The following is a 25,372-nucleotide window of genomic DNA, read 5'->3' on the forward strand; positions in this document are numbered from 1 at the left end:
GGATTTTTATTATTCTATTAAACTAATATAATTAGCGCTAGATTCCCGCGCCGAAAATCTTATTACTCATTATCGTTGAAATCGTTTACAAATTCAAGTCCTTTTTTATATTTTATTAATCATCACTGATATGACTAGCTGAAACAGCTGCTGCTCCTGCCTGCAAAGCTGCGTTCATTTCTTCCTTTGTTTTGAACAAACCTCCTGCCACCACAGGAAAAGGGACGCTATTGACTAGCTCCTTAATCACACGCGGCATCAAGCCTGGCATCGCCTCTATAGCATCTGGCTGAATTTTAATCGCTGTCTCAATCGCCTTTTCCATTGCATGTGTATCAATAAGAAAAATACGCTGAACCGTTTTTAATCCATTTTTCTTACCTTGGATAATTGATTGGCTCCGTGTGCTGATAATACCATCTGGCGCAATCACTTCAGCAACATAACTCATACCATCCTGTGTATGGCTCTCAATCCCAGTAATAAAGTCAACATGGACAAATACGGTCTTGCCTGCATTTTGCAAATGATAAACATACTCTGGTAATTCCATCATTTTCCCAGTTAATAAAAAGACGGTCTGATAAGATGATTTCAGGCATTCGTCAGCCTGGTCCCAATTTGTTATTGTATAGATATAAGGTTGTTTAAACATATAGCTGCTCCTTTATCTCAAAATAAATATCCTAACATTCTGTTAGTTATTGCTCCCGCATGGCTCTCTCTTTTTCAGCAAGATTAAAACTAGTATTGAGGATGTCACATCTGCTATCCCCTCCTCTAACATCTCCTTAAATGTTCTGGGCCAAAGATAGGCATTCTTTGCCTATCTTTGGCCCAGGTTAAAGTAGAACATCAGCTGAAAGTACGCCGACTCAACTGACATCCTGTACGTCGTAACGCCGATGGACTTGCTCCAGCGAGCCTCACATCGATGGCGCTTAGAGCTAGACATCGAACACGACATCATGCAAGTTTACCCACAACTAGGATTTTATTGTTTTGAAAAGCAAAAAAACCCTAATTGAAGAAAGGATCAGCACAAAATGCAAGCATATCCTTTGTCCAATTAGGGTTTTCTCATAGTCTCCACCCAAATGTCCATATGTCAGTCACTTTTTATAGATGCTTTTATTCGCATTTTTCTATATCCATTTTCACTGTCAATTGGGCTTTTAAGCGTTATAAATAAAGATAGAGGAAGAAAGGACCTAAAACCTAAAAACAAGGTTTTGATCCTTTCTTTCAATTAAATTTCAAACAATTAATCAAATAACGTGCTAACTGAGAGATTTTCATGAACACGGATAATGGCTTCACTTAATAGAGAAGCAACAGAAAGCTCTTTAATCTTATCAATTTTCTTTTCCTCTGGAAGAGCAATAGAATTTGTAATTACTAATTCTTTAATATTAGAGCTCTCAATCCGATCAATAGCCGGTCCTGATAAAACAGGATGTGTACAGCATGCATACACTTCTTTTGCTCCATTTTCTGCAAGTGCCTTTGCAGCAAGAGTGATGGTTCCCGCTGTATCAATAATATCATCAATTAAGATAGCGACTTTACCATCTACATTCCCAACGATATTCATAATTTCCGCAACATTTGGACGCGGGCGTCGCTTATCAATAATCGCAATTGGCGCCTTCAGACGGTCCGCAAGTTTTCTAGCCCGTGTAACACCACCATGGTCAGGAGAAACAATGACGATTTCATCCTTTGAATAATTCTTTGCTTTAAAATAGTCCCCTAAGATTGGCACACCCATTAAGTGGTCAATCGGAACATCAAAGAAGCCTTGAATTTGTGGTGCATGTAAGTCTAATGTAATAAGGCGAGTAGCCCCTGCTGTTTCAATTAGATTGGCAACAAGTTTTGCTGTAATTGGTTCTCTGGCTCTAGCCTTACGATCTTGACGTGCATAACCATAATAAGGTAAAACAATGTTAATTGTCTTTGCGGAAGCTCTTTTTAAAGCATCAATCATAATTAAAAGTTCCATTAAATTATGATTAACTGGGGAACATGTTGACTGTACAACATAGACATCACAGCCACGTATGCTTTCCTCAATATTAATCTGAATTTCACCGTCACTAAAGTTATGGACCGTACATTTCCCCAGTTCCAATCCTACAACATCAGCAATTTCTTGCGCTAATGCACGGTTTGAACTTAATGAAAAAATTTTCAAGCTTGGGTCAAGATATTGATTTGACATTTTGAGCCTCCAATTATTTATCCAAATTTAGTTTCTTGACATAGTCTTCTTTATTAACCTGTCTAGCACGTGCAATCGATAAGGCCTTTTCAGGTACATCATCTGTAATAGTAGAACCTGCGGCGATATAGGAATTCTTTTTAATCGTGACAGGAGCGACAAGATTCGAGTTACACCCAACAAAAACGTCGTCTTCAATTTTTGTTAAAAATTTGTTCTTACCATCATAATTTACTGTGATAGACCCACAACCTAGATTCACATTAGAACCCACTTCAGCATCACCAATATAGCTTAAGTGTGAAGCCTTGCTTCCCTTACCAAAGTCAACCTTTTTAAGCTCAACAAAATTACCGATCTTCACTTCATCATGAATGGTTGATTGTGGTCGGATATGTGCGTAAGGACCAATATTAACATGAGAGCCAATCGAACTATCATGAACAACCGATTGACGAATGTTCGTATTAGAACCAACGATAGCATTTTCTAACTCACTATTTGGCCCAATCTGACAATCATCCCCAATCACAGTCTTGCCTTTCATCACCGTTCCAGGATGAACAATGGTGTCCATCCCAATTTCCACATCTGTATCAATATACGTATTAGCGGGATCCACGATTGTCACACCATTTGCCATATGTTTCTCATTAATTCTTGTTCTCATAATCTTCTCTGCCCGAGAAAGGGCCAAACGATCATTAATACCCATTGTTTCATTAAAATCATTTGTTTGGAAAGCTGAAACGACTTCATTCTTAGCCTTCAATATTTCAATGACATCTGTTAAGTAATACTCGCCTTGGGAATTATCATTCGAAACTTCTTCAAGCGCTGCAAATAATGCATGATTATCAAAGCAAAACATTCCCGTGTTAATTTCTTTTACATTTCTTTCTTCTTCATTGGCATCCTTATGTTCTACAATCTTTTCAACTTGACCTGTATGATTGCGGATGACTCTGCCGTATCCTGTTGGATCCTCTGCATAGGCAGTTAAAATCGTTGCCTTTGCTTGCTGCTGATCATGTGCTGCAAATAATGCTTCTAAAGTACCCGTACTAATAAGAGGAGTATCACCGCAAATGACAAGCGTGGTTCCTTCTTTATCCTTCAATAACTCTTTGGCCTGCATCACAGCATGAGCTGTGCCAAGCTGCTGTTCCTGAATCACAAATTCACTTCGTTCTTTTAACTGTGTCTGTACAAGCTCTGCCCCATGTCCAACAACGGTCACCGTTTTACTTACTTGAAGCTTCGCAATATTATCTACAATATGTTCTACCATCGGTTTTCCACAAACCGGATGAAGTACTTTATAAAATTTCGACTTCATTCGGGTCCCGAGTCCTGCTGCAAGAATTACAGCAAATCTATTCGCCATAAACGGACCTCCAATAACCTTTTTTCCATTATTGAATATATCTTATCTACTAGTATTTTTCAAGAAATCCAATACTTCTATTAAAAGTACGTGTTCAAAAAAGAGGATAAAAAGGACCAATTCGCACGAAGGAAAAGCAAGTCAACTAAACTTGCACGTGGTGTGGTGACTTCGACGTTCGACACAGGACGTGCCGGTATTTAGTCGAAGTGTCATTTTTACCGGACTTTTTGAACTTCCTCTAAAAAATAACACAATATGTTTAGTATAATCATGATTGGGGAAATAAGAAAGAGATTAGCAGAAATAGGGGAAATTTGGAAGGGGATTTGGCATGGAACTGATGACCATAGTCCTTATCGACGAAACAAAAACCCTGCACAAAGGCAGGGTTCACCAATCAAAATTTATCTGTTTAAGAGGCTCCAGCTTCTTCCAATTCTGGTTCTCCAACTTCTCCTAAACGATGGTATTCAGCCAATACGGCATCCTGGATTTTGCTGCGAGTACTCGAATTGATCGGATGAGCAATATCCCGAAATTCTCCATCTGGAGTGCGCTTGCTTGGCATTGCCACAAATAATCCGTTATTACCGTCAATAACACGTATGTCGTGTACGACGAATTCCTCATCTAGAGTGATCGATGCAATCGCTCTCATTCTACCTTCCGTGTTTACACGTCGTAGTCTCACGTCGGTTACTTCCATTGTGCTCACCACCTTCTTCTCCCAAGATCGACATACGTATGTATTCAACATAAATTTTGAATCTCCTTCTTTATAGCCCAAATTTTTTTAAAATTTGTAAACTTATTTTATTAAAGAAGGTGGAAGAAGAAGGGGCGAACTCTATTTTACTTGAGCAATCACTTCAATTTCTAGCAATACATCCTTCGGGAGTCTTGCGACTTCTACACAAGAACGGGCTGGCTTATGAGATGAAAAATAATCTCCATATACCTCATTAATTGTTGCAAAGTCATCCATGTTTTGAATAAAAACAGTCGCTTTTATAACTGTCTCCAACGATGCACCTGCTTCTTCTAATACAGCTTGAAGATTCCGGAAGACCTGATGAGTCTGTTCCACAACTCCACCAGCAACAATTTCCCCCTCCGGAGTCAAAGGGATTTGACCTGAACTATAAAACAGTTGATTCGCAACGATCCCTTGTGAATAAGGACCAATCGCTGCAGGTGCCTGATTAGTCGATACAATTTTCATAATGAATCCTCTCCCTTTCCCTATATAAAATGAAACTCTTTATATTTTTATAAAAAATCCACTTGTCCAGAGAAGTAATTCCCCTTTGTGACAGTGATTTTCTTTTCCTTCATATCGACATTGGCCAACTTAGCAAGAGATATATACTTGTTAACCAATCGTTCCTCTTGATACTCTGATTCCACTAGTACGCCAATCCCAGCGACCGTTGCATTGAACTCTTTGAGAAGGTCAACCATCCCATTAATCGTTCCTCCTGCTTTCATGAAATCATCAACGATTAAAACACGAGACCCTTCCTTTAGGCTACGCTTTGAAAGTGACATCATTTGAATACGTTTGGAAGATCCAGAAACATAGTTAATACTCACAGTTGAACCTTCTGTTACCTTATTGTCTCTTCTAACCATAATAAAAGGGACGTTTAAATGATGGGCAACGGCCTGAGCAATCGGAATACCCTTTGTCGCTACTGTCATCACCACATCAATATTTAAATCCGATACAGCTGATGCCATCAACTTTCCTACTTCATTTAAAATTTGCGAATCCCCTAATAAGTCGGTCATATATAGATAACCGCCAGGAAGCAAGCGATCGGGATCTGCAATGGACTCACATAAATGTTGAATAAATTTCTCCGCTTCCTCTTGTTTGATTTTCGGAATAAACTTAACCCCACCAGCAGCTCCAGACACAGTTTGAAGAGTACCAATTCCTCTATTTTCAAAGGTCTCTTTTATAATCACCAAATCCTCACTGATAGAAGACTTTGCTGCCTGGTATAAGCCTGAAAAGTGGGTCAATGACACAAGTTCCCGTGGATGATTCATTAAATAGTAAGTCATATCTACCAATCGCTCACTGCGACGAAATTTCATTCTTTACCCTCCTGCACAATTGGAAAAGCAGATACCTACTTAGAAGTGAAAACTTTTGGGTTCTATGTCAAGGAAAACACTATAGCAACGAAACACGCAGCAGCACGTCTCTGGAGCAAACGCCAGCAGCAAAATAAAATGTTGACTTGTCCATAGGATGGAACCCAAGGCTTACTAAGCATTGAGCTAATTAAATACTAGTTAGTCTGGTGTTACTTTTCCATCTTTTTAAAATACGAATAATCATATAACAAATATACATGATCGTACGGATACAAACAAGATTTAACTTGTTTTAGGTAATCTAATTTTCGATATCTTTTATTTATGCCCTAATAATCGTACGGCAAAAACTTGACTACAAAATCCGCGCAGACCATTATACACTCTATGAAGCCTTGAATCATGCTGGACAAGGCCAAAAACGGTAGGACCGCTCCCGCTCATCAATACGGCATCTGCTCCGAATTTCTCCATTTGCTCTTTAATCAAAGCCACTTCTGGATACATTTTCAATGTGACGTCTTCGAGTGCATTTCCTAGTTGGTTACAAATCCCCTCATAGGATTGCTCATTCAAAGCCGCTATCATGCCTTTTGTATTTGGATGAACAACATTTTTCATGTTCACATTCTTGTATATTTCTGCTGTGGAAACACCTATTTCTGGTTTAGCTAAAATAACCCAACAATTAGGGGGAGTTGGGAGGGGGGAGATTTTCTCTCCTCTGCCTTGCGCTAATGCCGTCCCTCCATGTACACAGAAGGAAACATCCGAACCGATTTCGGAACCAATCTGAGCCAATTCATCGGTCGAAAGATGAAGTCCCCAAATTTCATTAAGCCCTTTAAGAGTAGCCGCCGCATCACTGCTTCCACCAGCTAGTCCGGCAGCTACAGGTATTGCCTTATCAATTGAAATTTTTACACCCTGTTGAATTTGAAATCTCTTTTTCAGCAAATTAGCCGCTTGATAAGCTAAATTTCGTTGATCATCTGGAACATAGCGACTTTGTGACGCCACTTCAATTCGATCTTCTTCTAATAAAACCAACTCTAAGCGGTCAGCTAAATCAATGGTCGTCATGACCATTTCGATCTCATGATATCCATCTGATCGTTTACCTAGTATATCAAGGGTTAAATTAATTTTTGCTGGTGCTTTTATCAACATGAAATTCACCTGCTTATTTTCCCGTCTGTTTATTGAAAAGCGCAAGGCACCTGGCATAGGAAGAAAGGCTAAGTTCAACGCCTTTCTAACCAACATCCTGTTGCCCTCCGACAAGCAAATGTTCTGAGACAAGAAAAGTCCGGTTTTGACTTTTATTGGCTTAGATTATTAAGCGGAACATCGGCTAAAGGCGCGACATCCTGTCGCAACGCCGATGAACTCACATCCTTTGAGCTTCTCGGGGCTAGGCACTAGAGTTAGATCCAGTATTCACCAAACTTAAATACCTTCTTACCACATAGTAAGAATCACGCTATCATTTCTACGTTCATTTGCATAAAATAAATCATACCAAATTGTGACGTAGGACGCTAGATACTTTATTTTAACATAACATAAATAAGAAAGGATTTTTGAACTTCTCTTTCTGCAGATGAATCATTCACCACTCTTTAAAGGATAAAGAAAGCCGAAGCACATGGCTCCGGCTACGGGAATTTGTATTTTGCTTCAAGGCAGTTCAGATCATAAATTATCAGGTTTATTAGAAACTTGTTGTTCAGCAATTTCAATGGCTCTTTTCACCATATTCCCTGCATCCCTGGCTTTTATTCCGCCCCATCCTTCTTTCTGGACAACATCATAAAATCCCAGTTCTTTTGCCAACTCTTCTTTCATCTGATCAGACATGATCCCTTTTCTACGACCCAAAACAAACTCCTCCTTTACCCGCCTTTATATTGTGAACATCGAGAGAGAATTTTATCCTGGATAGTAGTGGTATCTAGAAAAGCGTGTTTTACCTTTCATTGGACCAGGTTAATATGCAGAACATCGGCTATGTTCGCAACGTCCGGGCAACAGGCTCAGATTGCGATGACAATCTCTACATCTGCACTGTACATCCTGTATGTTGCAACGCCGATGGACTCGCACCTGCGAACTTCGAGCCAATAGCGCCTGGAGCTGGACAACAACTGCCCATCCTTAAAGCAATCTTAAGAAAAATTTTATGCTTTCTTATCTTTTAATAAAAAACAGCAGTAAACAATATTGTTTACTGCTGTCCTAGTGCTAAATTTCCCACTGTATCCTCAAAAAATGTTAGTTCAACTGTTTCAGTAAGTACATCTGCATAGCTATAGGAAACACGTTCAAATGAATTTTCCTCTTGATCTAATTCGATGACAAAAACCGATGGATAAGTTTCTGCCAAAACCCCAGAACGTTCAATTGTCTTTCTGCGGCCGCCATTGGCTTTTAACATTAATCTTCTTCCTAAATTTGAATCAAGAGATCGTTTAATGCTTGCTAATGTTTTTGGCATTGATTCCACCTCACTAATGTTCATTATAACACAAGATGAAAAAATGGTCAAATAAATCATTAATTTTAACAGTCTTTACATTGAGTTGTCAACACTTTTTTATCTACAATATCGCCCATTTTCCTACATTTTTAGTATGGACCTAATTTTAAAAGTTATGTAAAATTTTATTGTGCGTAAGTATACCGATTAAAAAGGGGGAAAATGGCGTTTAAAGAGGAAAATTCCTCGATATTGTGCAGAACGAGTGGATGCATTAAGATAATGTTTAAAAGTCCCCCACTTCAAGCAATGCGCTAAGTGGAGGCTATCGCGATGTAATCAAAACGGCAGAGACATGTGGACGGAGGCCCACACGGCGTGGGTCTACCTATCCCTTGTTCATCCACCTGCTCAAAAAGTTATTCATCTACAACAGGCTTATAAGGCATTCCAGTTCGTAACACACCTTTTGTTTCAATTCCGCCTATCCCCTTTTCACCTGTTAAAGTATTGCGTAAAACATCCCAGACATTGATTCTTTCCATAAAAGGGGTATAACAAATTTTAGCTACAATATAGACAGGGTCTAATGCATGTATATTGACCCGTTGTGGTGAACTAGCAAAATTAGCTCCAGCATGTATAAGCGATTCAAAATGAGATTGGCAAGCCCCTGCAAAAATAACTAATTGATCAAGACTTGGCACCTTTTTTCTAGCCTCTTTCACTGTTTCAACAAAATATTTTGAATGCCGATAAGCATTTAAATCAGCTTTTTTTCCTTTAGCTTTAGAATAAGCGTCATGTCCAGTAATGACTAGAACGTCCGGGCGATAGTAATCCAATAAATCTCCTATCTGATGATGCATTTCCTTTTCATTACAGTGAACACCATATACGGTGACACCTATTTCCTCATATAAATGCAGGCATTTTTCTAAATAGGAACGATCTCCATCGAGATGGAGAATACGTCCTGGCAATTGGAAATACTGAAAATCCTGGCGATACCCTTGTGTCGCTTTAAACTCCTGCTCATGCATTAATAAGTCTAGATCTTGCCGAAATAACTCCAAAGATTGATCTTCAAGAGAGCGAACAGTTGTCGATCTTTTCAATCGATCCGATTCATCCATTGGAAGAAGATCGGTAAGCGGTGCATCTGCGATTAGCCGATAATCTTCTCCATATAAAATAGCAACCTTTTTCCCGTCTACCTCAATGATATCTGTTACTCTAAAAACAATGTCACATTTATAAGACGCGCGACCTACAATCATATTGACTTCTACCACAGTCGTCAACTCCAAAAAATAAGCATTCGTTATCTACTAGGCTATGCACGGTTTGCTTGCCACGTGCATGTAACGAATTAACTATTTGGATTGACAAATGCCCATAAGGAATCACTTAATTTCCCAAACTCCTCGATTGTGAGTGTTTCACCACGTCTTTTAGGGTCAATATCTGTTTTATGCAAAGCAGTTAGAATACATTCCTTTTTATCTTTTCCAAATCCACTTGATAAGTTATTTAAAATTGTTTTACGCCTTTGTGCAAAAGATTTACGTATGACATCAAAAAAGAATTCTTCGTTCAATACTTGAACAACTGGCTGTGTTCTTTTGATCAAGCGGATCACAGCGGAATCCACATTCGGTTGCGGCATAAAAACCGTTTTAGGAACAATCATCACCGTTTCAGGTATTGTGTAATATTGGATGGCAATCGACAAAGAACCATATTCCTTTGTTCCTGGCTTTGCTGCAATTCGGTCAGCCACTTCCTTTTGCAACATAGCAACGATCCCCCGTAAAGGAAGCTGCTCTTCCAATATCTTCATAATAATCGGTGTCGTTACGTAATAAGGCAGATTCGCCACAACCATGAGATCTTGTACCTCTGCAAATTTCTCCGCAATGACAGCCTTCAGATTGGCCTTTAGCACGTCTTGATGGAGAATCTCAACATTTGCATAAGGAAATAACGTATCTTCCAGAATCGGCAACAGACGCCCATCAATTTCAAATGCCAGGACTTTCTTGCTCGTTCTCGCTAAATGCTCAGTCAAAGCGCCAATCCCTGGGCCAATTTCTATAGCACCTGAATGCTTTGTTAAACCAGCTACCTCGGTAATGTTTCTTAAAATATTTGGATCAATTAGGAAATTCTGTCCCAAACTCTTTTTAAATGAAAAACCATATTTATTTAAAATTGCCTTTGTCCGTATCGGAGTAGCAATATCCTTTTGCATTATGTCCGCTCCTCTTGAAAAATCCGCTCCAGTGACTGTTCAAAATCACCTTTTGTAATTTGAAACATTCTTAAACGTTTGTGAAGCTGTTTTCCGTTTGTGTAACCAATTTTTAATAATCGGCCCAATTTGTCTCTTCGTTCTTTTGATCTTGGCTCCCCGATCAAGCCCGCTGCTAGGAGATCCTCTTTGGTAATGACCTCTGGTTGCGCCTCTAACATTGGCTGCGCCTCTCTTAATGCCTCCTGGATCACTTCTACGGATGCATGCTCCACACCGAGGCCCTTTCCATTATGAGCGATGGCCTTTTGCTTCTCAATAAAAGCATGTTTACAGCCTGGCACTTGTTCAGAAATGATTTTTCGGATCTTTTCACCTGGAAAATCGGGATCAGTTAAAACAATTACACCCCTTACCTCCTGTGCATGTCTAATCTTCTCAATCGTTTCTCGAGTTACGGCAGAACCATTCGTTTCAATCGTATCTGCATCAACTGATTTATGGATAGCTCGGGTATCATCTTTACCTTCTACAACAATTATTTCTTTTATTTTCATTTTTCCTCCAAAAAAGTGAAACGTTTTTGATTCTAATACGTCTTATATAGTAAGATAGTTTTCCCCTATCTTCCTGACGATTATCTTTTGGATCATGCCAGTGGAACAAAAGATAATCGTCTTTTAAAGGAATTGCTTTTTAAATTATAACTTTCCTTTCCAAAAAGGACAAAAATGTTAAGAAAATATTTTCTTAACATGAAAAAGCAGAGAAATTAATTCTCTGCTCATTAGATCTATTTAATTCAATACCCGTACTTTCACGTTTTTCCGTCCAAAGCGATAGGCTTGATCTTTATCTGGGACAAATAAATCAATACGATTTCCTTTGATTGCACCACCCGTGTCACCTGCAATTGCATGCCCATAACCCTCCACCCATACTTTGGAGCCTAGGGGAATGACACTTGGATCAACAGCAACGACTTTTGCATCAGGATTTGATTTCAAATCGATTCCTGTAGCCGTGACACCAGAACAACCATTGCAACCAGCTGTATATGCTGTTGCACTCATTGTAATCTCATTTCCCTCTTGTGGGGCAGCAGCAGCTTCTTCATTCGTGGCTTCTTTTTTCGTAGCACTTTTTTCTGGAGTGCTGTTGGAAGCGCTATTGCTTGTTGTAGAAGTAGTATTGCTTTCTTTGCCGCGTGACACCTGCGCAACTAACACTTTCGTTCCTACAGCCACAATCTTGTCTTGGCTATCATTCACAGTTTCCTCTGTCACGAGTTTACGTTTTACTTCTTTGCCATTTTCTTTTATTACTTCATATTCCTTTTTCAAGAGACCTTCTTTTCCATCTTGAACAACCTTTTCAGTCCCTTGCTCCAGATCCGAATCCTTTTTGGTTACAAGCGCATAATCAATAGACTCTTCCACCACATCGGTGACCTTTTCAACGCGGGTAATTTTTACAACTGATTCAGGTTCCACGTCTTCTTTTAAATTCGGTTCTACACGGTCCAAATCACCAAGCTCAATGTCTTGTTGCTTTAAAAGGTCAGCGACCGTAGTCGAAGTAGTCCAAACGTCTTCCTTTTTCTTCCCATTTTGAAGAGTTAAAAGAAAGGCGCGATCTATATTTAGCTCCAACTGATCTTGTATAGCATCCTGCATAGAAAAGTCAATTTCATCATGTTCATTGATTTCAATTTTCTCTTCATCCAAGAAATCATCTACTGTTTCAGCTGTTGTCCAGTATACACTCTCTTCATCATCAATCTTCACAGCGACTCGCTTTGTTTTTTCCCATACCACCTTTAGATGGTCTTTTACAGCTGTATCCTTCGAATGAGATAAGTAATCCGTATCTTTTACCGGAACTTCAAGCTCATCTAGAATATCTCCCACGGTGCTAGCATGGGTTTTAACTGTCATTTCCTCCCCGTCTATTGTAAGGGCCACAGTTTTCTTAGTCCCCTCATACGTAAGTATGCTCAAAGTAGCCGAAAAAACAATGAAACTAGCAATTAACATGCCTAATTTCTTACGTGTCATTGATGAAAAAGTAAAACTTTTTTTAGGTGTTGCGTTCATCAAAGCACTCCTCCTTCTTCTTCGAGAGTTTCACACAAAGGTGTGTAATTGTCAACCCCCTCTCTCTCTTTCATAAGGTAAAACCTATTATGCACAGATAGATTTAAAAAAGAAAGAGAAAGTTCTCGACAATTCCTTTATATAAAGGGGCAAAGTTTGTAGAATAAACGGGTATTTCCCAAAATGCACAAGGTGCCCCCTATCGGCAACTAGCAAATGCCTTGAGACAAAGAAAAGCGCCCTTTTACCCTTCTTTGACTCAATTTATTAAGCAAAACATCCACTAAAGTTCACGCCGTACTAGCCAACAGCTTGTTGGTCTCTATTATTTCTTTTTATCATTTTTTATCAATCAATGCCGAACACTCTTTTTGCATTGTTAGTTGTTTGTTGCGCAACCTCTTGTAAACTCAAACCTTTTAATTCCGCAATTTGCTCTGCTACTAACTTTACATAGGCAGGCTCATTTCTTTTCCCTCTATAAGGGTGAGGAGCCAAGTATGGACAATCCGTTTCCACCAATAAACGATCCATTGGCACTCGTACTGCTACATCTTTAGGCTTCTTTGCGTTTTTAAACGTAACGGGCCCACCAAGAGAAATGTAAAAGTTCATCGCCAAACATTCTTCGGCAGTCTCTGGGCTTCCACTAAAACAATGCATAATTCCGCCCACTTGTTCTGCTTCTTCTTCTCTTAAAATGGAAATAATATCTTCTGTGGCTTCTCGGTTATGAATAATGATCGGCAAATGTAATTTCTTTGCCAATGTAATTTGCTTACGAAATACTTCCTTCTGAACTTCCTTTGGGGACTTATCCCAGTGGTAGTCCAAGCCCATTTCTCCAAGTGCAACAACCTTTGGATGTGCTGCAACCTCTTCTAGCCAAAGAAGATCTTCTTCTTGCATATCTATAGCATCAACAGGATGCCAGCCAACACTTGCATAAACATGATCATATCGATCAACAATATCAAGTGCTTTCTCAATCGTCGGGCGATCAAACCCGACTACAACCATATATTGAACACCTGCAGCATTCGCTCTTTCCATGGTTGCTTCAAAGTCTTCCGCAAACTGTTCATCATTTACATGACAATGTGTATCAAATAACATGACTAAAACTCCTTTATAGAGTATACTCCAAAATCTTATAACATTTATATCAATTGATTAACATTTACATTACAAAAAAGAACATAGAGAGTTATGGAGAAAAATACGTTTTTTGCCCATTGCTCTCTATGTTATTGTGTCTCTAAGCTTTCTCTCTATGAACATAATATTACATTTAGTTTACAATTGCGCCTTTTTCAAGTGAATCAGCCACTGAAGCAAGCGCCAATTTTCCATTTTTCTCTCCTGCCAAAATCATCCCCTGTGATAATTCACCTCGTAATTTCACTGGTTTCAGGTTTGCCACAACGATTACCTTTCTACCTACTAATTCTTCAGGTTTGTAATGTTCTGCAATTCCTGATACAACTTGACGAGTTTCGTAACCCAGATCAAGTTGTAGCTTTAATAATTTATTTGCCTTTTTTACAGGCTCACATGCTGTTACTTCTGCTACCCGCAATTCAACCTTTTTAAAATCATCTATCGTGATTTCTGGTAGATGTTGTACTTCTTCCTCATTCTCTTCTTCCTTTTGCTCGGTTGGCGCGGTATCACCTTGCATCTTCTCTTTAATAAAGCTAATTTCCTCTTCCATATCTAAACGAGGGAAAATCGGTTCACCCTTTTTCACAACCGTTACGCCTTCTGGTATTTGACCAAAATTCACTAAACTCTCCCACGACGTTAGATCGTCGGTCATTACATTTAACTGGCTTAAAATCTTTTCAGGCGTTTTTGTTAAGAATGGCTTTAACAATATCGCTACTCTTCTTAATGTATCGGCCAAATGGACCATTACACTCGCTAATTCATCTCTCTTCTCTTCCGCCTTAGCCAGTTTCCATGGTTCTGTTTCATCAATATATTTATTGGTACGGCTAATCAACTGCCAAACGGAAGATAAGGCAATCGAAAACTCCATTTTTTCCATTGCTTCATCATATTTTTGCACCGTTGTTTCATTTGCCACTCGCAGGCTGTCATCAAATGGTGTGACCGAACCTTGATAAGCTGGAATCACTCCATCAAAATATTTATTGATCATCGCGATCGTACGATTTAATAAATTTCCAAGATCATTGGCCAAGTCAAAATTAATTCGTTCTACAAACCCTTCAGGTGTGAACACCCCGTCTGCTCCAAATGGCACTTCTCTTAATAAGTAGTAGCGTAAAGCATCTAAACCGTAGCGATCAATTAATGTAACGGGATCAACTACATTCCCTTTCGATTTAGACATTTTTCCATCTTTCATCAATAGCCAACCATGAGCAAAAACCTTCTTAGGTAGTGGCAAATCTAGAGCCATCAGCATAATTGGCCAATAAATTGTATGAAAACGAACAATCTCTTTTCCGACAAGATGAACATCTGCAGGCCAGTACTTTTGATATTTCGTATCGTCTTCCGTTCCATAGCCAAGAGCGGTAATATAATTCGTTAATGCATCAATCCAAACATAGATGACATGTTTCGGATCTCCAGGTACTTTCACTCCCCAGTCAAATGTTGTACGGGAAACAGCCAAATCTTCTAGCCCTGGTTTAATAAAATTATTAATCATTTCATTTTTACGAGAATCAGGTTGGATAAAATCAGGATTTTCTTCATAAAATGCTAATAGTCGATCGACATATTTACTCATTTTAAAGAAATACGATTCTTCTTTTACCTTTTCAACCGGTCGCCCACAATCTGGGCAATTTCCATGATCCAATTGGCGCTCCGTAAAAAAGGATTCACATGGGGTACAATACCAGCCCTCATATACATCAAGATAAATATCATCCTGATCAAGCAATTTTTGAAATATCTTTTCCACTACTTCTTTATGGCGTGTTTCAGTTGTACGAATAAAGTCATCATAGGAAATATCCAGCTTCTCCCACAATTCTTTGATTCCTTTCACAATGCCATCTACATATTCCTGTGGTGTAAGACCTAATTCCTTTGCCTTACGTTGAATCTTTTGCCCATGTTCATCCGTTCCCGTCAAATACATAACATCATAGCCACGCAATCTTTTATAGCGAGCCATGGCATCCCCAGCCACCGTTGTGTATGCATGGCCTATATGTAAATTCCCGCTTGGATAATAAATAGGGGTGGTAATATAAAATGTATTTGCCTTTTCTCCCACTTTAGTCGCCTCCAACGTTTTTTTAAAAAGGTACATATGTCTAAAAACAGGAAATTCGACTTATGTCACGATTTCCTATGATGACACACCTTGATCGATTCTTATCCACTTCCGCATTGATCAGTTTGCTGCAACGTGGATAAAAACGCCCTCTAAATCTTGATTTACCCTCGTTATACTTAAACCATCTTTTTTGCATCATAACCTTTTCTATCTCCAAAATATACGTGAAAAAGACCTTTTTCGCAACTTTCGAAAATTCCTCATCCTATTCTCCTAGCTTATTGACTATACAAAGGATAGTTGGTATGATAAAAGTAACATTTTTACCTATTAAAAAGTAGAAAAGTCCCGAATTTTATAATTGATCTATGCCTTTCAGGGGGAATGAGCATGAAATCTACAGGTATTGTTCGAAAGGTCGATGAGCTTGGGCGTGTCGTGATTCCAATTGAACTCCGCCGTAATTTAGACATTGATATTAGAGATTCGCTCGAAATCTATGTAGATACTGATCGTATTATTTTAAAAAAGTACAAACCCAGTATGGCCTGTGAAATCACAGGTACCGTTTCAGATGAAAACAAAAGCTTTGCTAACGGGAAACTTATTCTGAGTCCTGAAGGAGCAGAGCAATTAGTTAAGGATATCCAAAATACCTTCTGCAAATAAGAAAAGCGCAAGGCGCCCGCTTATCGGCGACAAGCAAATGTTCTGAGACAAAGAAAGGCGTTCTTTGTCTCAGGTTATCATGCAGAACATCGGCTAAGTTCGCGCCGTCCTGGCGCAACGCCGATGGACTCGCTCCTGCGAGCCTCGAGCCGATGGCGCCTGAAGCTAGATCAAGCATTAGCCGAAATTTATACTTTCTTACCTTTTAAAACAAGGAAACTGAGGAAGACACCACTTGCTTTATTTCAGGGGGTGTCTTTTTTTGGACTCTTCTACGGAATGCCCCTTACCTCTCAACATGATAGGCTTGATAGACTTCGCGTTTCGGCATTTGTCTGTCCTTTGCGGTCAGTTTGATTGCCTCCTTTGAAGAAAGACCTTTCTCATCTATATAGTATTGCACATGATTTTGCATATCCATTGCGCTCCACCATCGTTCCTCTATTTCTTGCTCCTTTACCTCATCCGGCTCAATAATTAAGCAAAATTCACCACGAACTTCTTGTTTCTCTGTCCATTCAATGGCTTCCTCTATGGAACCCCTTAGAAATTCCTCAAACTTTTTTGTCAGCTCCCGGCACAGAACAATATGACGAGTTCCAAAGACCTCTTTCATTTGTTTCAATGTTTCTTTTAAACGATGGGGAGCCTCGTAGAAAATAACAGTAGCTTCTTGCTTAAGCAAAATCTCCAATTCAGCTCTTTTTTCCTTTTTCCCCCTTGGCAAAAAGCCATAGAAGTAAAACGGCTGTGGTGTGATTCCAGAAGCAATCAAAGCCGTAACTGCAGCGTTGGCACCAGGCAAAGGGACCACTGGTATTTGAGCTTGAATTGCTTGTTTCACAAGTTCATAACCAGGATCAGATATGCAAGGTGTGCCAGCATCACTCACCAAAGCGAGAGTATGACCAGCCTCCAGCTTTTTTATTAATTCTCTCCCACTAGCTTCCTTATTATGTTCATGATAACTGACTAATCCCGTAGAAATCTCATAATAATGGCATAACTTTTTCGTATTCCGGGTATCCTCGGCTGCAATTAAATCTACTTCCTTTAAAATACGAATTGCACGAAAGGTCATATCTTCCAGATTACCAATTGGGGTAGGGACTAGATATAAAATTCCATTATTCATTCCTTTTGAAAAACTCTTCTGTATCTGCAAACCCCTTATCACTCATTTCCATTAAAAACTTTTCCTTCTGTTTACGTGTTAATTGCTTAAAAGCATACTCTGCACGCATTGCTGCACTTTTTTGCTCATATTCCGCCGAGTAGATCATTTTTACAGGTCTTCTTGCTCGCGTATATTTAGCTCCCTTGCCACTATTATGTTGTTCTACTCTCCGTTCAGGGTTAATCGTATATCCACCATAATAAGAACCATCTCGACATTCTAATACGTAAAAATAATGGTTATTTATTTCCATATAACATGGCTCTCACTTCTTCGTTATATTCATTTTGTTGATTATATACAAATAGAGGGGAGAGAACTTTAAGGCCGGGACGTCCATCTTTTATCCCTTCAACTAAAATCGTATTTGCTTCTTTCCCTTCTTTAGGATAAACAAATCGAAGTCTTTTCGGCTCAAGACGGTAGTTTCGCATATGCATAAATAAATCCATTAATCTTTCAGGTCGGTGAACAAAAGAAACTTTGCCTCCTTGTTTAAGGAGCTGGCTGCTACTTTTAACAACATCCTCTAAAGTACAATAAAGTTCATGTCTAGCAATCGCTAAATGTTCATTTTGATTCTGTATCTCGGGGGATTTCGATGAAAAATAGGGAGGATTACAAGTAACAAGATCAAACTGATTAGCACCTAATCGAGAAGGCATGTCCTTCAAATCTCCATGAATCATTTTAATTTTATTATCCAATTGATTCAATATCATACTTCTCTTCGCCATATTGTATAATCGTTCTTGAATCTCAACACCCATTATTTCCGCCTTGGTCCGATTAATTAGTAAGAGAGGGATCACCCCATTCCCACTACATAAGTCGATAATTTTCCCTTTTTGAATTGGCAAATAGGTAAAGTTAGCAAGCAAAACAGCATCAAGCGAAAAGGCAAAAACAGAAGGACTCTGGATAATCTGCAATTCTTCTGCTAACAAATAATCTAATCGTTCATCCTCGAATAATTCAACCATGATCGTTCTTTCCTCCATAATTATTGAAAAGCGGAAGCGCCCGTTTAGCGACGTACAAACTTTTTAGGGGCCTGACGAGATAAAGGAAACACGATGAGCCTAGAGGGCGAATCGATGTTGACTTATCGTAGGAAGGCACCGAAAGTTTGCTAGTCGTTGGGCGCTGGAGCTAGATCCAGCAAAGACAATTTTTCTACTTTCCTATCTTTTAAAAGAGCCCTCCCCACAAAGGAGGAGGGCTCGGACATATAGATGGCCTATTATTTTTTATTTAAGAAAGATAAGCAAAATAAACAATCTTCATCCCGGCGGGGACTACCAAAGTGAATGTTGCAAATATGGAAGCCTTCTTGATAGATTCTAGCGAGGTTATCATACCCCTCGCCGATCTCGGTTATTTTATCATATACCGTTTTTCCCGGCTTTTCTCCAGATTCTTCGGGGTTGGAGACTTTTTGGGTTTCCCCCTCCATATGCTTTCGCAAATGGTCGTTCTCTATTTTTAAGGCATGGTTTTCTTCAATTAAATGAGCTAAATATTGTTTGAGTTCTCCTAGTTGCTGGTATAACTCCCCAATCTGCATTTCCATGCTACTGACTGAGTCAAATAACTCCTTTTTATCCATACATTCTCACCCCAATTATTCCGTGGCCGGGATAGATGATGAGCCCTTCTTAACTTCTTCCAATGTATACTCCAATTGTCTTTCCTGGCCAAACAAATCAATCTGAATTAAACGTTCTAACATATTTAATCCTGTAACTTTTCCAGGTCCATCCGGAGTTTTAATGGTTTCACCAATATCGGGCAATTCAGCTTTAGCTGCTTCATATTCATCGTTTTCATATTTCAAACAGCACATCAATCTACCACAAAGACCAGATATTTTTGATGGATTTAAAGAGAGGTTTTGGTCCTTGGCCATTTTTATAGAAACGGGTTCAAAATCTCCCAAAAAGGTTGAACAACATAGCATTCGACCACATGGCCCAATGCCGCCTAACATTTTCGCCTCATCACGAACACCAATTTGTCTCAGCTCTATTCTTGTTTTAAAAATAGCCGCTAAATCCTTTACGAGGTCACGAAAATCGATTCTACCGTCGGCTGTAAAGTAAAAAATCACCTTATTACGATCAAATGTGAATTCAACATCCACTAGTTTCATCGCTAAGCGATGCTCTTCGATTTTGTCGGAACAAATTTGATGGGCCTCTTCTGCTTCCAGCCTATTTTCTTCCACACTCATTTGATCCTTTTGGTTTGCAAGCCGGATCACCTTTTTTAAAGGCAATACAACATCATGTTCACTTACCTGCTTCGGTTCGGTGACAGCCTTGCCAAATTCAACTCCTCGAGTTGTCTCAACGATCACATAATTATCTTTCGTAATCGAGAAATCCCCTGGGTCGAAATAATATATTTTACCGGCCTTTTTAAACCGGACACCAATCACATTATACAAAAGAAGGTCCCCCCTGCAATTTTAACACCAACTGTTCCATTAACAGCTGAGGATTCATATTTGCCTGTAGCATTTGTTTCGCTTCCAATATTGCCATCATTTGTTCAGACAGTCTCCCCGCAGAAGTTTGCAAAGCATCTCCCGCCAACTTTTTCTGTTGATCAGGATAGATCAATTGCTCTTCTTTCCCCAATTGTATATACAGTATATCCTTGTAGATAAATAATAATAGATCCAGTCCCATATCCATTTGTGCCCGCTCCTTAAAATGACCGTTCCATTCATTTTGTAAGGACGTCATCGCATATAACGGATTCTGCTTCAGGACCTCATATAATTTTAACACTATATTTCGTGCTTGTGCAAACCAATCATCATGATCAAGGTCAAGAGCTTCCTGTACCTGATTTGTCATTGCTGATAATAGAGGGGCTTTCGTAGGATGAACCCCTAAAGATATCAACTTTTCCACCACCACATTAGCAGGAAGTGATTGAAAGGTAATCGTTTGGCAACGAGAAATAATTGTCGGCAACATTTGCTGAGACTGTTCTGTTAAAAGAATAGCCGTTGTTTGCACATGTGGTTCTTCTAAAAATTTTAATAAACTATTAGCCGCCGAATTTGTCATTTTCTCTGCATCTATAATGATATAAAATTTCTTTTTCGATTCTAATCCTGTTTTATTAAATTCCGCTCGCAACGAACGAATTTGATCTATTTTAATGGACAAACCATCCGGTTCAACGATATGAACATCAGGATGATTCCCATTCAAAATTCTTTTGCAATTTACACATTGTTCACATGGAATGAGGCCATTCTCAAGTTCCGTACAAAAAAGGCTTTGAGCGACCAGCATACTTGCTGCCCGCTTGCCTGTCCCATGCTCCCCTTCGAATAAATAAGCATGGGCAACACGATTTTTCTCAATCCCACTTTTTAAAACCTTTGCCGCTACGGGCTGTTCTTGTTCAAAATCTTGCCAGTTCATTTTATCCACTCACTTGTACTTCGGGTCAGAACGGCATGGTGACTACTGTCGGCACTCAGCCGTTCTTTTTTATTTCGAGCACCTTGTCTAGCTGCAGGCGGTAGGGATGAGAGGCTCGCAGGAGGCGAGTCCATCGGCGTTGCGCCAGGACGGCGCGATTTTAGTCGATGTTCCTCTTATTAATAACCTGTAACCGATGAAGGGAAAAATCAACCTTCTTCGGTTACAGAACATTTGCTTGTCGCCCCTAACCAACCGCCCTGCGCTTTTCTTTGTCCAGCTCCGGCGCCTAGCGACTAGCAAATTTACGCCTTCTTCCTACGTTAAGTCAACATCGATTCACCCTTTAGGGTTCATCGTGTTTCCTTTATCTCGTCAGAAGCCTTTAAATTTGTACGTCGCTGGACAGGCGCCTCCGCTTTTCTTTGTCTAGCTACAGCTCTTTAGAACTGATGGAATTGGTCGATTGGTAGGACGAATACGGTCGCTCCGCCTACAGAGACTTCTACTGGGTAAGGGATATAAGAATCTGCATTTCCTCCCATTGGGGAGATCGGTGCCATTAATTGATCCCGTGATTTACAGTTATCCCGAATAATTTGTAAACATTTATTAACTCTTACATCTTCTACACCAATCATGAATGTAGTGTTCCCCGATTTTAAAAAGCCGCCTGTTGTTGCCAATTTTGTGGATCTAAAATTATTATCTACTAAAGCACTCATTAATCGATTGCTATCCTGGTCTTGTACAACAGCCATAATTAATTTCATCGGCATGCACCCCTTCATTCATTATTATACTATCTCTAGTATATCACGATCCTGTTAGCTAATAAAAATATTTTAAAGAATAATTTGAAAACAACTAGCCATTCGCTTTAATGAGCTTCTCCACCAATTCCATAGTTTGGAGAAATACCTGTTCTTTCGATTGAGAAGCATCTATTTCCTTGATTCTTCCGGGGAATCGCTGTAATAGTTGTTTATAGCCTTGCCTCACCATTCGATGAAAATCCAATTTTTCTAGATCAAGCCGATTTATTTCTCGTCCTTTGTTGGTTTCAATCCTTTTTAAACCAATCTCAGGCTCTATATCAAAATAAATGGTTTGATCTGGCATCAGCTCTTGAATGGCGAATTGATTAATCGATAAAATTTCGTCCATTCCTATCCCTCTTGCATATCCCTGATAAGCAAGTGAACTGTCTATAAAACGATCACACAGCACTATGGCCCCACGTTGAAGAGCTGGTATTACTTTTTCTACTAAATGCTGTCGTCTTGCTGCTGCATACAATAAGGCTTCTGTTCTAGGATCCATTGTAAGATTTTCTGGATCCAATATAATCTCGCGAATTCGCTCTGCTATGGGAATTCCTCCAGGCTCCCTTGTTAAAACAACATCCAATCCTCTTGCTTCTAATTCCTGGGCTATCTTTTGGATGACAGTTGTTTTTCCTGCCCCTTCTGGACCCTCAGTTGTAATAAATATCCCGTGCATAATGACCTCCAAAAGCTTTCTCTTCTACTATTATAGCATTGTCAGCAACCGTTTTAAAACCAATGTCTCTAGACTCCTCTGATACCCATTAATGAAAAACAGCTAACTTCCCATTCCGAAGAGCATCCATCTCTCCTTGAAATCTTGCTCCAAATTTCATCAGCTTCTTTAGTTGCTCAACATGAGTCCGCGTTATTTTTTCTCCTAACATAATAAGGGGGATTCCCGGAGGGTAAGGCGTAATCATCTGTGATGCCACTCTCCCAACAGACGCATCTATTTCTACCCATTCTTCCTCCAAATTTTCCATTTCTTCATAAGAAAGGGCTAACGTTGTGATCATTATGCTTTCTTGCCACAGTATATTTTGCTTGGGCTGGTTTTGTGCTTGTCCACCTGTCCAAGATAAACTTTGTAATTGTTGTAGCGCTTGATCATAGGGATATACCATCCCAGTTTTCAATAAAGGTAAAATAAGTAGAATCTGTTGTGGATCTGCTAGTTCAGGATATACTCCGACTTGTTCAAATTTAGTTTGTAATTCATATCCAGAAAAAGTAGTGTGACGAACCATCAATTTGAGAGGATCGTCGCTTACGATTACTTGAATACCTGAAAGTTGCTTTAATTTTTTTATAAAATCTTGATTCTTTTGTTGGGTATAATATACATCCTCTTTGGAAAAATGGGATACATAATGACGAGCTAGATCTAAAGAGGCCATAACTAAATAGGACGGACTACTAGATTGAAGCATCTTTAAATATCTTTCTACCTTTTTGACCGGCACATGATCGCTATTAATATGTAAATACGAACCCATTGTAAAAGCCGGTAAGGTTTTATGGGCTGAATGAACAACAAGATCAGCCCCTAGTCGAAGGGAGGATGAAGGAAATGGTTCTCCTAAACAAAAATGAGCTCCATGAGCTTCATCGACTAAAACAAGCGCATTATTTTGATGAGCCATTTCGGTCATTGCTTGAAGGTTAAATGTCTGTCCATAATAATCGGGATAAGTAAAAATACAAGCCCGAATGGATGGATACTGTTGAAAAGCCCTTTGCACTGTGTCCACCATGAGCTGTATTTCTCCATCCTCCCTTACTGTTGACGCAATAAAAATTGGATTGAGCTTGGCTAATTGTAATCCATGTAAAATCGATTGATGACAATGACGCTGTACTAACACATAATCTCCCGCTTGGCAGCAAGCTAGAATCATAGCTAAGTTGCCAACTGTCGTCCCATTTACTAGAAAATAACTTTGGTTAGATTGATACAAATCTGTTAATAACCTTTGGGCTTTTGCAATCACTCCTTCAGGAGCATGCAAATCATCTAAACCTTTTAATTCAGTTACATCTAATTGGGCAATCTGGGCAAAGGCTGAATCGATCCCTTCATACAAAATACCATTTTTATGTCCTGGGACATGAAATGAAATTGGCCTATTTTGTTTGTGTTGTAGCAATCGTTCATACAGTGGCAGTTGATCTTGGTTCACCAATTATACCTCACTTCTATTTTCCCTCATTATACTATGCATAAGCACACAAAAACCAGGCACTCCCCTGTCCCTGGTTTAAGAATAAATCTTATTTTCTTTAATCACTTTTAATTGTTTAATATAAAATTGATACGTTGGATCTTGGGTACTCGTCTGTACCATAGCTTTCTCGCAATCTGTACAAATAAACGATGTATATAAATGAATCCCATGCTTCTGAGGTTTTTCACAAACAATACACTTTTCCACTTCTCCACCTCCGTAGCATTTAGTTTTGCCACTTTTTCTTATTTGTATACACAATTTCTAACATTAATCCAATTACAATTATTAATATGCGGCAAAAACATTTCGTGTGTCTGTACATCCACAAATAAAATAGGAATATTCTGCACAGAAGCGGATAAGCATAGGGTTTGAGATAGGTCCCCAATCATAGGACAAGCAATAGCAATCCTTTATTTTAGCATTTTTTAACAACAAAAAGTCCGTTCCCCTTGAAACGGACTTTTCAAAAGATCCATAGCTGAATAATGGCTAGGGCAGCAACTCCCGGCAAACCTAGAAAGCCGGATATAGCAGATGTAATGAAATTAATGGGAACTGCTAAACCAAATTGGTTGCCAATGGCGTTAAGAAAAAATAAAAATAACGCCCCGATCAGAAGTTTCATCAACGATAGGCCCATCCAGCGAAAGACCTTTGTTGGCAATCCCACTACTACAAGCAGAAGTATCACTCCAGCAATAATGGATATGACTATGATTGGACTCATCTTTTCCCCCCTGGAATCAATCCTTTCCATTATTATATGTAAGGTTTGTCCAAAAAGAACGATGAAAAGCTATTCAAGAAAACTGTAATATGAGCATCCCCTATAAATAGTGTATCCCTATTATTAAACCATTATCTTATGGAGATTTTTCTTATTTTAGCTTCTTGGAATAGAAAAAAATACTTTGATTTTGCGAGAAGAGCTAGCCGATGTAGTTCTTCATCATACTCATAGCTCATCTCTTCTAATTGAGAAAAGTACATCCAATCCTTCTTTGAGCTTTCCATTAGCTCAATCAGTTTTTGGTCATATTCCTTCCGAAGCTTTTCCTTTTGAAACATTGTACGCCACCTCTAAAAATGAGTCCTTTAGAACAAAAGCGCAAGCGCCCGTTTAGCGACGTACAAACTTTTTAGGGGCCTGACGAGATAAAGGAAACACGGCGAAGAATGAGCCGATGTTGACTTATCGTAGGAAGGCACCG

General features: G+C 39.2%; 28 protein-coding genes. 1 reads left to right on the top strand and 27 read right to left on the bottom strand.

The annotated features are described in order from the left end of the window. Window positions 1–115: 115 nt before the first annotated feature. The 15 genes from KI375_RS23760 to metG form a co-directional block, all read right to left on the bottom strand. Window positions 116–655 carry a glycerol-3-phosphate responsive antiterminator gene (locus tag KI375_RS23760; protein WP_212975872.1) on the bottom strand — a complete coding sequence of 180 codons (540 nt, stop codon included), beginning with the start codon at window positions 653–655 and terminating at the stop codon, window positions 116–118. A gap of 609 nt (window positions 656–1,264) precedes the next feature. Continuing rightward, on the bottom strand, window positions 1,265–2,224 hold the full coding sequence (locus tag KI375_RS23765; protein ID WP_212975873.1) for a ribose-phosphate diphosphokinase: 960 nt from the start codon (window positions 2,222–2,224) through the stop codon (window positions 1,265–1,267). A 13-nt stretch (window positions 2,225–2,237) separates the two neighbouring features. Next, window positions 2,238–3,611 carry a bifunctional UDP-N-acetylglucosamine diphosphorylase/glucosamine-1-phosphate N-acetyltransferase GlmU gene (glmU, locus tag KI375_RS23770; protein ID WP_212975874.1) on the bottom strand — a complete coding sequence of 458 codons (1,374 nt, stop codon included), beginning with the start codon at window positions 3,609–3,611 and terminating at the stop codon, window positions 2,238–2,240. Between the two features lie 415 nt (window positions 3,612–4,026). Then, entirely contained in the window at window positions 4,027–4,320 is a 294-nt protein-coding gene (gene spoVG, locus KI375_RS23775) for a septation regulator SpoVG (RefSeq protein WP_207453015.1), read from the bottom strand. Window positions 4,321–4,461: 141 nt separating this feature from the next. Then, window positions 4,462–4,839: a RidA family protein gene (locus KI375_RS23780; RefSeq protein WP_374706902.1), complete on the bottom strand. Its 378-nt coding sequence runs from the start codon at window positions 4,837–4,839 to the stop codon at window positions 4,462–4,464. A 44-nt stretch (window positions 4,840–4,883) separates the two neighbouring features. Continuing rightward, window positions 4,884–5,717 (bottom strand): pur operon repressor, encoded by an 834-nt coding sequence (gene purR, locus KI375_RS23785; RefSeq protein WP_212975876.1) that lies wholly within the window; start codon window positions 5,715–5,717, stop codon window positions 4,884–4,886. A 321-nt stretch (window positions 5,718–6,038) separates the two neighbouring features. Beyond that, a complete protein-coding gene (gene ispE, locus KI375_RS23790) occupies window positions 6,039–6,890 on the bottom strand; it encodes a 4-(cytidine 5'-diphospho)-2-C-methyl-D-erythritol kinase (protein ID WP_212975907.1) in 852 nt (283 codons plus the stop codon). Between the two features lie 525 nt (window positions 6,891–7,415). Then, complete coding sequence (locus KI375_RS23795) at window positions 7,416–7,601, bottom strand: small, acid-soluble spore protein, alpha/beta type (RefSeq protein WP_207452986.1); 186 nt, start codon at window positions 7,599–7,601, stop codon at window positions 7,416–7,418. Between the two features lie 346 nt (window positions 7,602–7,947). After that, complete coding sequence (gene veg / locus KI375_RS23800) at window positions 7,948–8,217, bottom strand: biofilm formation stimulator Veg (protein ID WP_207452987.1); 270 nt, start codon at window positions 8,215–8,217, stop codon at window positions 7,948–7,950. Window positions 8,218–8,618: 401 nt separating this feature from the next. Further along, entirely contained in the window at window positions 8,619–9,479 is an 861-nt protein-coding gene (yabG, locus tag KI375_RS23805; RefSeq protein ID WP_212975908.1) for a sporulation peptidase YabG, read from the bottom strand. Between the two features lie 92 nt (window positions 9,480–9,571). After that, the gene (gene rsmA, locus KI375_RS23810) at window positions 9,572–10,453 is read right to left on the bottom strand and encodes a 16S rRNA (adenine(1518)-N(6)/adenine(1519)-N(6))-dimethyltransferase RsmA (RefSeq protein ID WP_212975877.1); all 882 of its coding nucleotides are present in this window, start codon (window positions 10,451–10,453) and stop codon (window positions 9,572–9,574) included. After that, window positions 10,453–11,010 carry a ribonuclease M5 gene (gene rnmV / locus KI375_RS23815; RefSeq protein WP_212975878.1) on the bottom strand — a complete coding sequence of 186 codons (558 nt, stop codon included), beginning with the start codon at window positions 11,008–11,010 and terminating at the stop codon, window positions 10,453–10,455. The genes rsmA and rnmV overlap by 1 nt, the downstream gene beginning before the upstream one ends. Window positions 11,011–11,250: 240 nt before the next feature. Further along, window positions 11,251–12,549, bottom strand: coding sequence for a resuscitation-promoting factor (locus KI375_RS23820; RefSeq protein WP_212975879.1), 1,299 nt, complete (start codon window positions 12,547–12,549; stop codon window positions 11,251–11,253). A gap of 348 nt (window positions 12,550–12,897) precedes the next feature. Further along, window positions 12,898–13,665, bottom strand: coding sequence for a TatD family hydrolase (locus KI375_RS23825; protein WP_212975880.1), 768 nt, complete (start codon window positions 13,663–13,665; stop codon window positions 12,898–12,900). 175 nt (window positions 13,666–13,840) lie between these two features. Further along, entirely contained in the window at window positions 13,841–15,844 is a 2,004-nt protein-coding gene (gene metG, locus KI375_RS23830) for a methionine--tRNA ligase (RefSeq protein WP_212975881.1), read from the bottom strand. A 357-nt stretch (window positions 15,845–16,201) separates the two neighbouring features. Between metG and KI375_RS23835 the strand changes: the two genes are divergently transcribed. Continuing rightward, window positions 16,202–16,480: a transition state genes transcriptional regulator AbrB gene (locus KI375_RS23835; protein WP_280528682.1), complete on the top strand. Its 279-nt coding sequence runs from the start codon at window positions 16,202–16,204 to the stop codon at window positions 16,478–16,480. 286 nt (window positions 16,481–16,766) lie between these two features. Here the strand turns inward: KI375_RS23835 and rsmI are convergent, their stop codons facing one another. The 12 genes from rsmI to KI375_RS23895 all read right to left on the bottom strand — a co-directional run bounded on the left by rsmI (window position 16,767) and on the right by KI375_RS23895 (window position 25,229). Then, a complete protein-coding gene (gene rsmI / locus KI375_RS23840; RefSeq protein ID WP_212975883.1) occupies window positions 16,767–17,615 on the bottom strand; it encodes a 16S rRNA (cytidine(1402)-2'-O)-methyltransferase in 849 nt (282 codons plus the stop codon). Next, window positions 17,608–17,910, bottom strand: a complete 303-nt coding sequence (locus tag KI375_RS23845) for a GIY-YIG nuclease family protein (protein WP_212975884.1) — start codon at window positions 17,908–17,910, stop codon at window positions 17,608–17,610. Before KI375_RS23845 ends, rsmI begins: the two co-directional genes overlap by 8 nt. Further along, window positions 17,897–18,640, bottom strand: a complete 744-nt coding sequence (locus KI375_RS23850) for a tRNA1(Val) (adenine(37)-N6)-methyltransferase (protein ID WP_212975885.1) — start codon at window positions 18,638–18,640, stop codon at window positions 17,897–17,899. Before KI375_RS23850 ends, KI375_RS23845 begins: the two co-directional genes overlap by 14 nt. A gap of 260 nt (window positions 18,641–18,900) precedes the next feature. Beyond that, complete coding sequence (yabA, locus tag KI375_RS23855) at window positions 18,901–19,266, bottom strand: DNA replication initiation control protein YabA (RefSeq protein ID WP_212975886.1); 366 nt, start codon at window positions 19,264–19,266, stop codon at window positions 18,901–18,903. 15 nt (window positions 19,267–19,281) lie between these two features. Continuing rightward, the gene (locus KI375_RS23860; protein ID WP_212975887.1) at window positions 19,282–20,106 is read right to left on the bottom strand and encodes a PSP1 domain-containing protein; all 825 of its coding nucleotides are present in this window, start codon (window positions 20,104–20,106) and stop codon (window positions 19,282–19,284) included. Beyond that, window positions 20,099–21,100: a DNA polymerase III subunit delta' gene (gene holB, locus KI375_RS23865; RefSeq protein ID WP_212975888.1), complete on the bottom strand. Its 1,002-nt coding sequence runs from the start codon at window positions 21,098–21,100 to the stop codon at window positions 20,099–20,101. Before holB ends, KI375_RS23860 begins: the two co-directional genes overlap by 8 nt. A gap of 443 nt (window positions 21,101–21,543) precedes the next feature. Beyond that, the gene (locus KI375_RS23870) at window positions 21,544–21,873 is read right to left on the bottom strand and encodes a cyclic-di-AMP receptor (protein ID WP_057987735.1); all 330 of its coding nucleotides are present in this window, start codon (window positions 21,871–21,873) and stop codon (window positions 21,544–21,546) included. 94 nt (window positions 21,874–21,967) lie between these two features. Beyond that, window positions 21,968–22,603 (bottom strand): dTMP kinase, encoded by a 636-nt coding sequence (gene tmk, locus KI375_RS23875; protein WP_212975889.1) that lies wholly within the window; start codon window positions 22,601–22,603, stop codon window positions 21,968–21,970. A gap of 88 nt (window positions 22,604–22,691) precedes the next feature. Next, window positions 22,692–24,110, bottom strand: a complete 1,419-nt coding sequence (locus KI375_RS23880; protein ID WP_212975890.1) for an aminotransferase class I/II-fold pyridoxal phosphate-dependent enzyme — start codon at window positions 24,108–24,110, stop codon at window positions 22,692–22,694. Window positions 24,111–24,188: 78 nt separating this feature from the next. Then, complete coding sequence (locus KI375_RS23885; RefSeq protein ID WP_158323735.1) at window positions 24,189–24,362, bottom strand: sigma factor G inhibitor Gin; 174 nt, start codon at window positions 24,360–24,362, stop codon at window positions 24,189–24,191. A 262-nt stretch (window positions 24,363–24,624) separates the two neighbouring features. Then, window positions 24,625–24,888, bottom strand: a complete 264-nt coding sequence (locus KI375_RS23890) for a pro-sigmaK processing inhibitor BofA family protein (RefSeq protein WP_212975891.1) — start codon at window positions 24,886–24,888, stop codon at window positions 24,625–24,627. Window positions 24,889–25,019: 131 nt separating this feature from the next. Continuing rightward, complete coding sequence (locus KI375_RS23895) at window positions 25,020–25,229, bottom strand: YaaL family protein (protein ID WP_212975892.1); 210 nt, start codon at window positions 25,227–25,229, stop codon at window positions 25,020–25,022. Window positions 25,230–25,372 lie beyond the last annotated feature (143 nt).

It is taken from the genome of Bacillus sp. J14TS2, from assembly GCF_018333015.1.
Taxonomy (GTDB): domain Bacteria; phylum Bacillota; class Bacilli; order Bacillales; family Bacillaceae_C; genus Lederbergia.

Bases quoted from the DNA above. Each gene is read 5' to 3' on its own strand.
- KI375_RS23760 (WP_212975872.1), bottom strand. From the start codon at position 655: ATGTTTAAACAACCTTATATCTATACAATAACAAATTGGGACCAGGCT.
- KI375_RS23765 (WP_212975873.1), bottom strand. From the start codon at position 2,224: ATGTCAAATCAATATCTTGACCCAAGCTTGAAAATTTTTTCATTAAGT.
- glmU (WP_212975874.1), bottom strand. From the start codon at position 3,611: ATGGCGAATAGATTTGCTGTAATTCTTGCAGCAGGACTCGGGACCCGA.
- spoVG (WP_207453015.1), bottom strand. From the start codon at position 4,320: ATGGAAGTAACCGACGTGAGACTACGACGTGTAAACACGGAAGGTAGA.
- purR (WP_212975876.1), bottom strand. From the start codon at position 5,717: ATGAAATTTCGTCGCAGTGAGCGATTGGTAGATATGACTTACTATTTA.
- ispE (WP_212975907.1), bottom strand. From the start codon at position 6,890: ATGTTGATAAAAGCACCAGCAAAAATTAATTTAACCCTTGATATACTA.
- veg (WP_207452987.1), bottom strand. From the start codon at position 8,217: ATGCCAAAAACATTAGCAAGCATTAAACGATCTCTTGATTCAAATTTA.
- yabG (WP_212975908.1), bottom strand. From the start codon at position 9,479: ATGATTGTAGGTCGCGCGTCTTATAAATGTGACATTGTTTTTAGAGTA.
- rsmA (WP_212975877.1), bottom strand. From the start codon at position 10,453: ATGCAAAAGGATATTGCTACTCCGATACGGACAAAGGCAATTTTAAAT.
- rnmV (WP_212975878.1), bottom strand. From the start codon at position 11,010: ATGAAAATAAAAGAAATAATTGTTGTAGAAGGTAAAGATGATACCCGA.
- KI375_RS23820 (WP_212975879.1), bottom strand. From the start codon at position 12,549: ATGAACGCAACACCTAAAAAAAGTTTTACTTTTTCATCAATGACACGT.
- KI375_RS23825 (WP_212975880.1), bottom strand. From the start codon at position 13,665: ATGTTATTTGATACACATTGTCATGTAAATGATGAACAGTTTGCGGAA.
- metG (WP_212975881.1), bottom strand. From the start codon at position 15,844: ATGTACCTTTTTAAAAAAACGTTGGAGGCGACTAAAGTGGGAGAAAAG.
- KI375_RS23835 (WP_280528682.1), top strand. From the start codon at position 16,202: ATGAAATCTACAGGTATTGTTCGAAAGGTCGATGAGCTTGGGCGTGTC.
- rsmI (WP_212975883.1), bottom strand. From the start codon at position 17,615: ATGAATAATGGAATTTTATATCTAGTCCCTACCCCAATTGGTAATCTG.
- KI375_RS23845 (WP_212975884.1), bottom strand. From the start codon at position 17,910: ATGGAAATAAATAACCATTATTTTTACGTATTAGAATGTCGAGATGGT.
- KI375_RS23850 (WP_212975885.1), bottom strand. From the start codon at position 18,640: ATGGTTGAATTATTCGAGGATGAACGATTAGATTATTTGTTAGCAGAA.
- yabA (WP_212975886.1), bottom strand. From the start codon at position 19,266: ATGGATAAAAAGGAGTTATTTGACTCAGTCAGTAGCATGGAAATGCAG.
- holB (WP_212975888.1), bottom strand. From the start codon at position 21,100: ATGAACTGGCAAGATTTTGAACAAGAACAGCCCGTAGCGGCAAAGGTT.
- KI375_RS23870 (WP_057987735.1), bottom strand. From the start codon at position 21,873: ATGAAATTAATTATGGCTGTTGTACAAGACCAGGATAGCAATCGATTA.
- tmk (WP_212975889.1), bottom strand. From the start codon at position 22,603: ATGCACGGGATATTTATTACAACTGAGGGTCCAGAAGGGGCAGGAAAA.
- KI375_RS23890 (WP_212975891.1), bottom strand. From the start codon at position 24,888: ATGAGTCCAATCATAGTCATATCCATTATTGCTGGAGTGATACTTCTG.
- KI375_RS23895 (WP_212975892.1), bottom strand. From the start codon at position 25,229: ATGTTTCAAAAGGAAAAGCTTCGGAAGGAATATGACCAAAAACTGATT.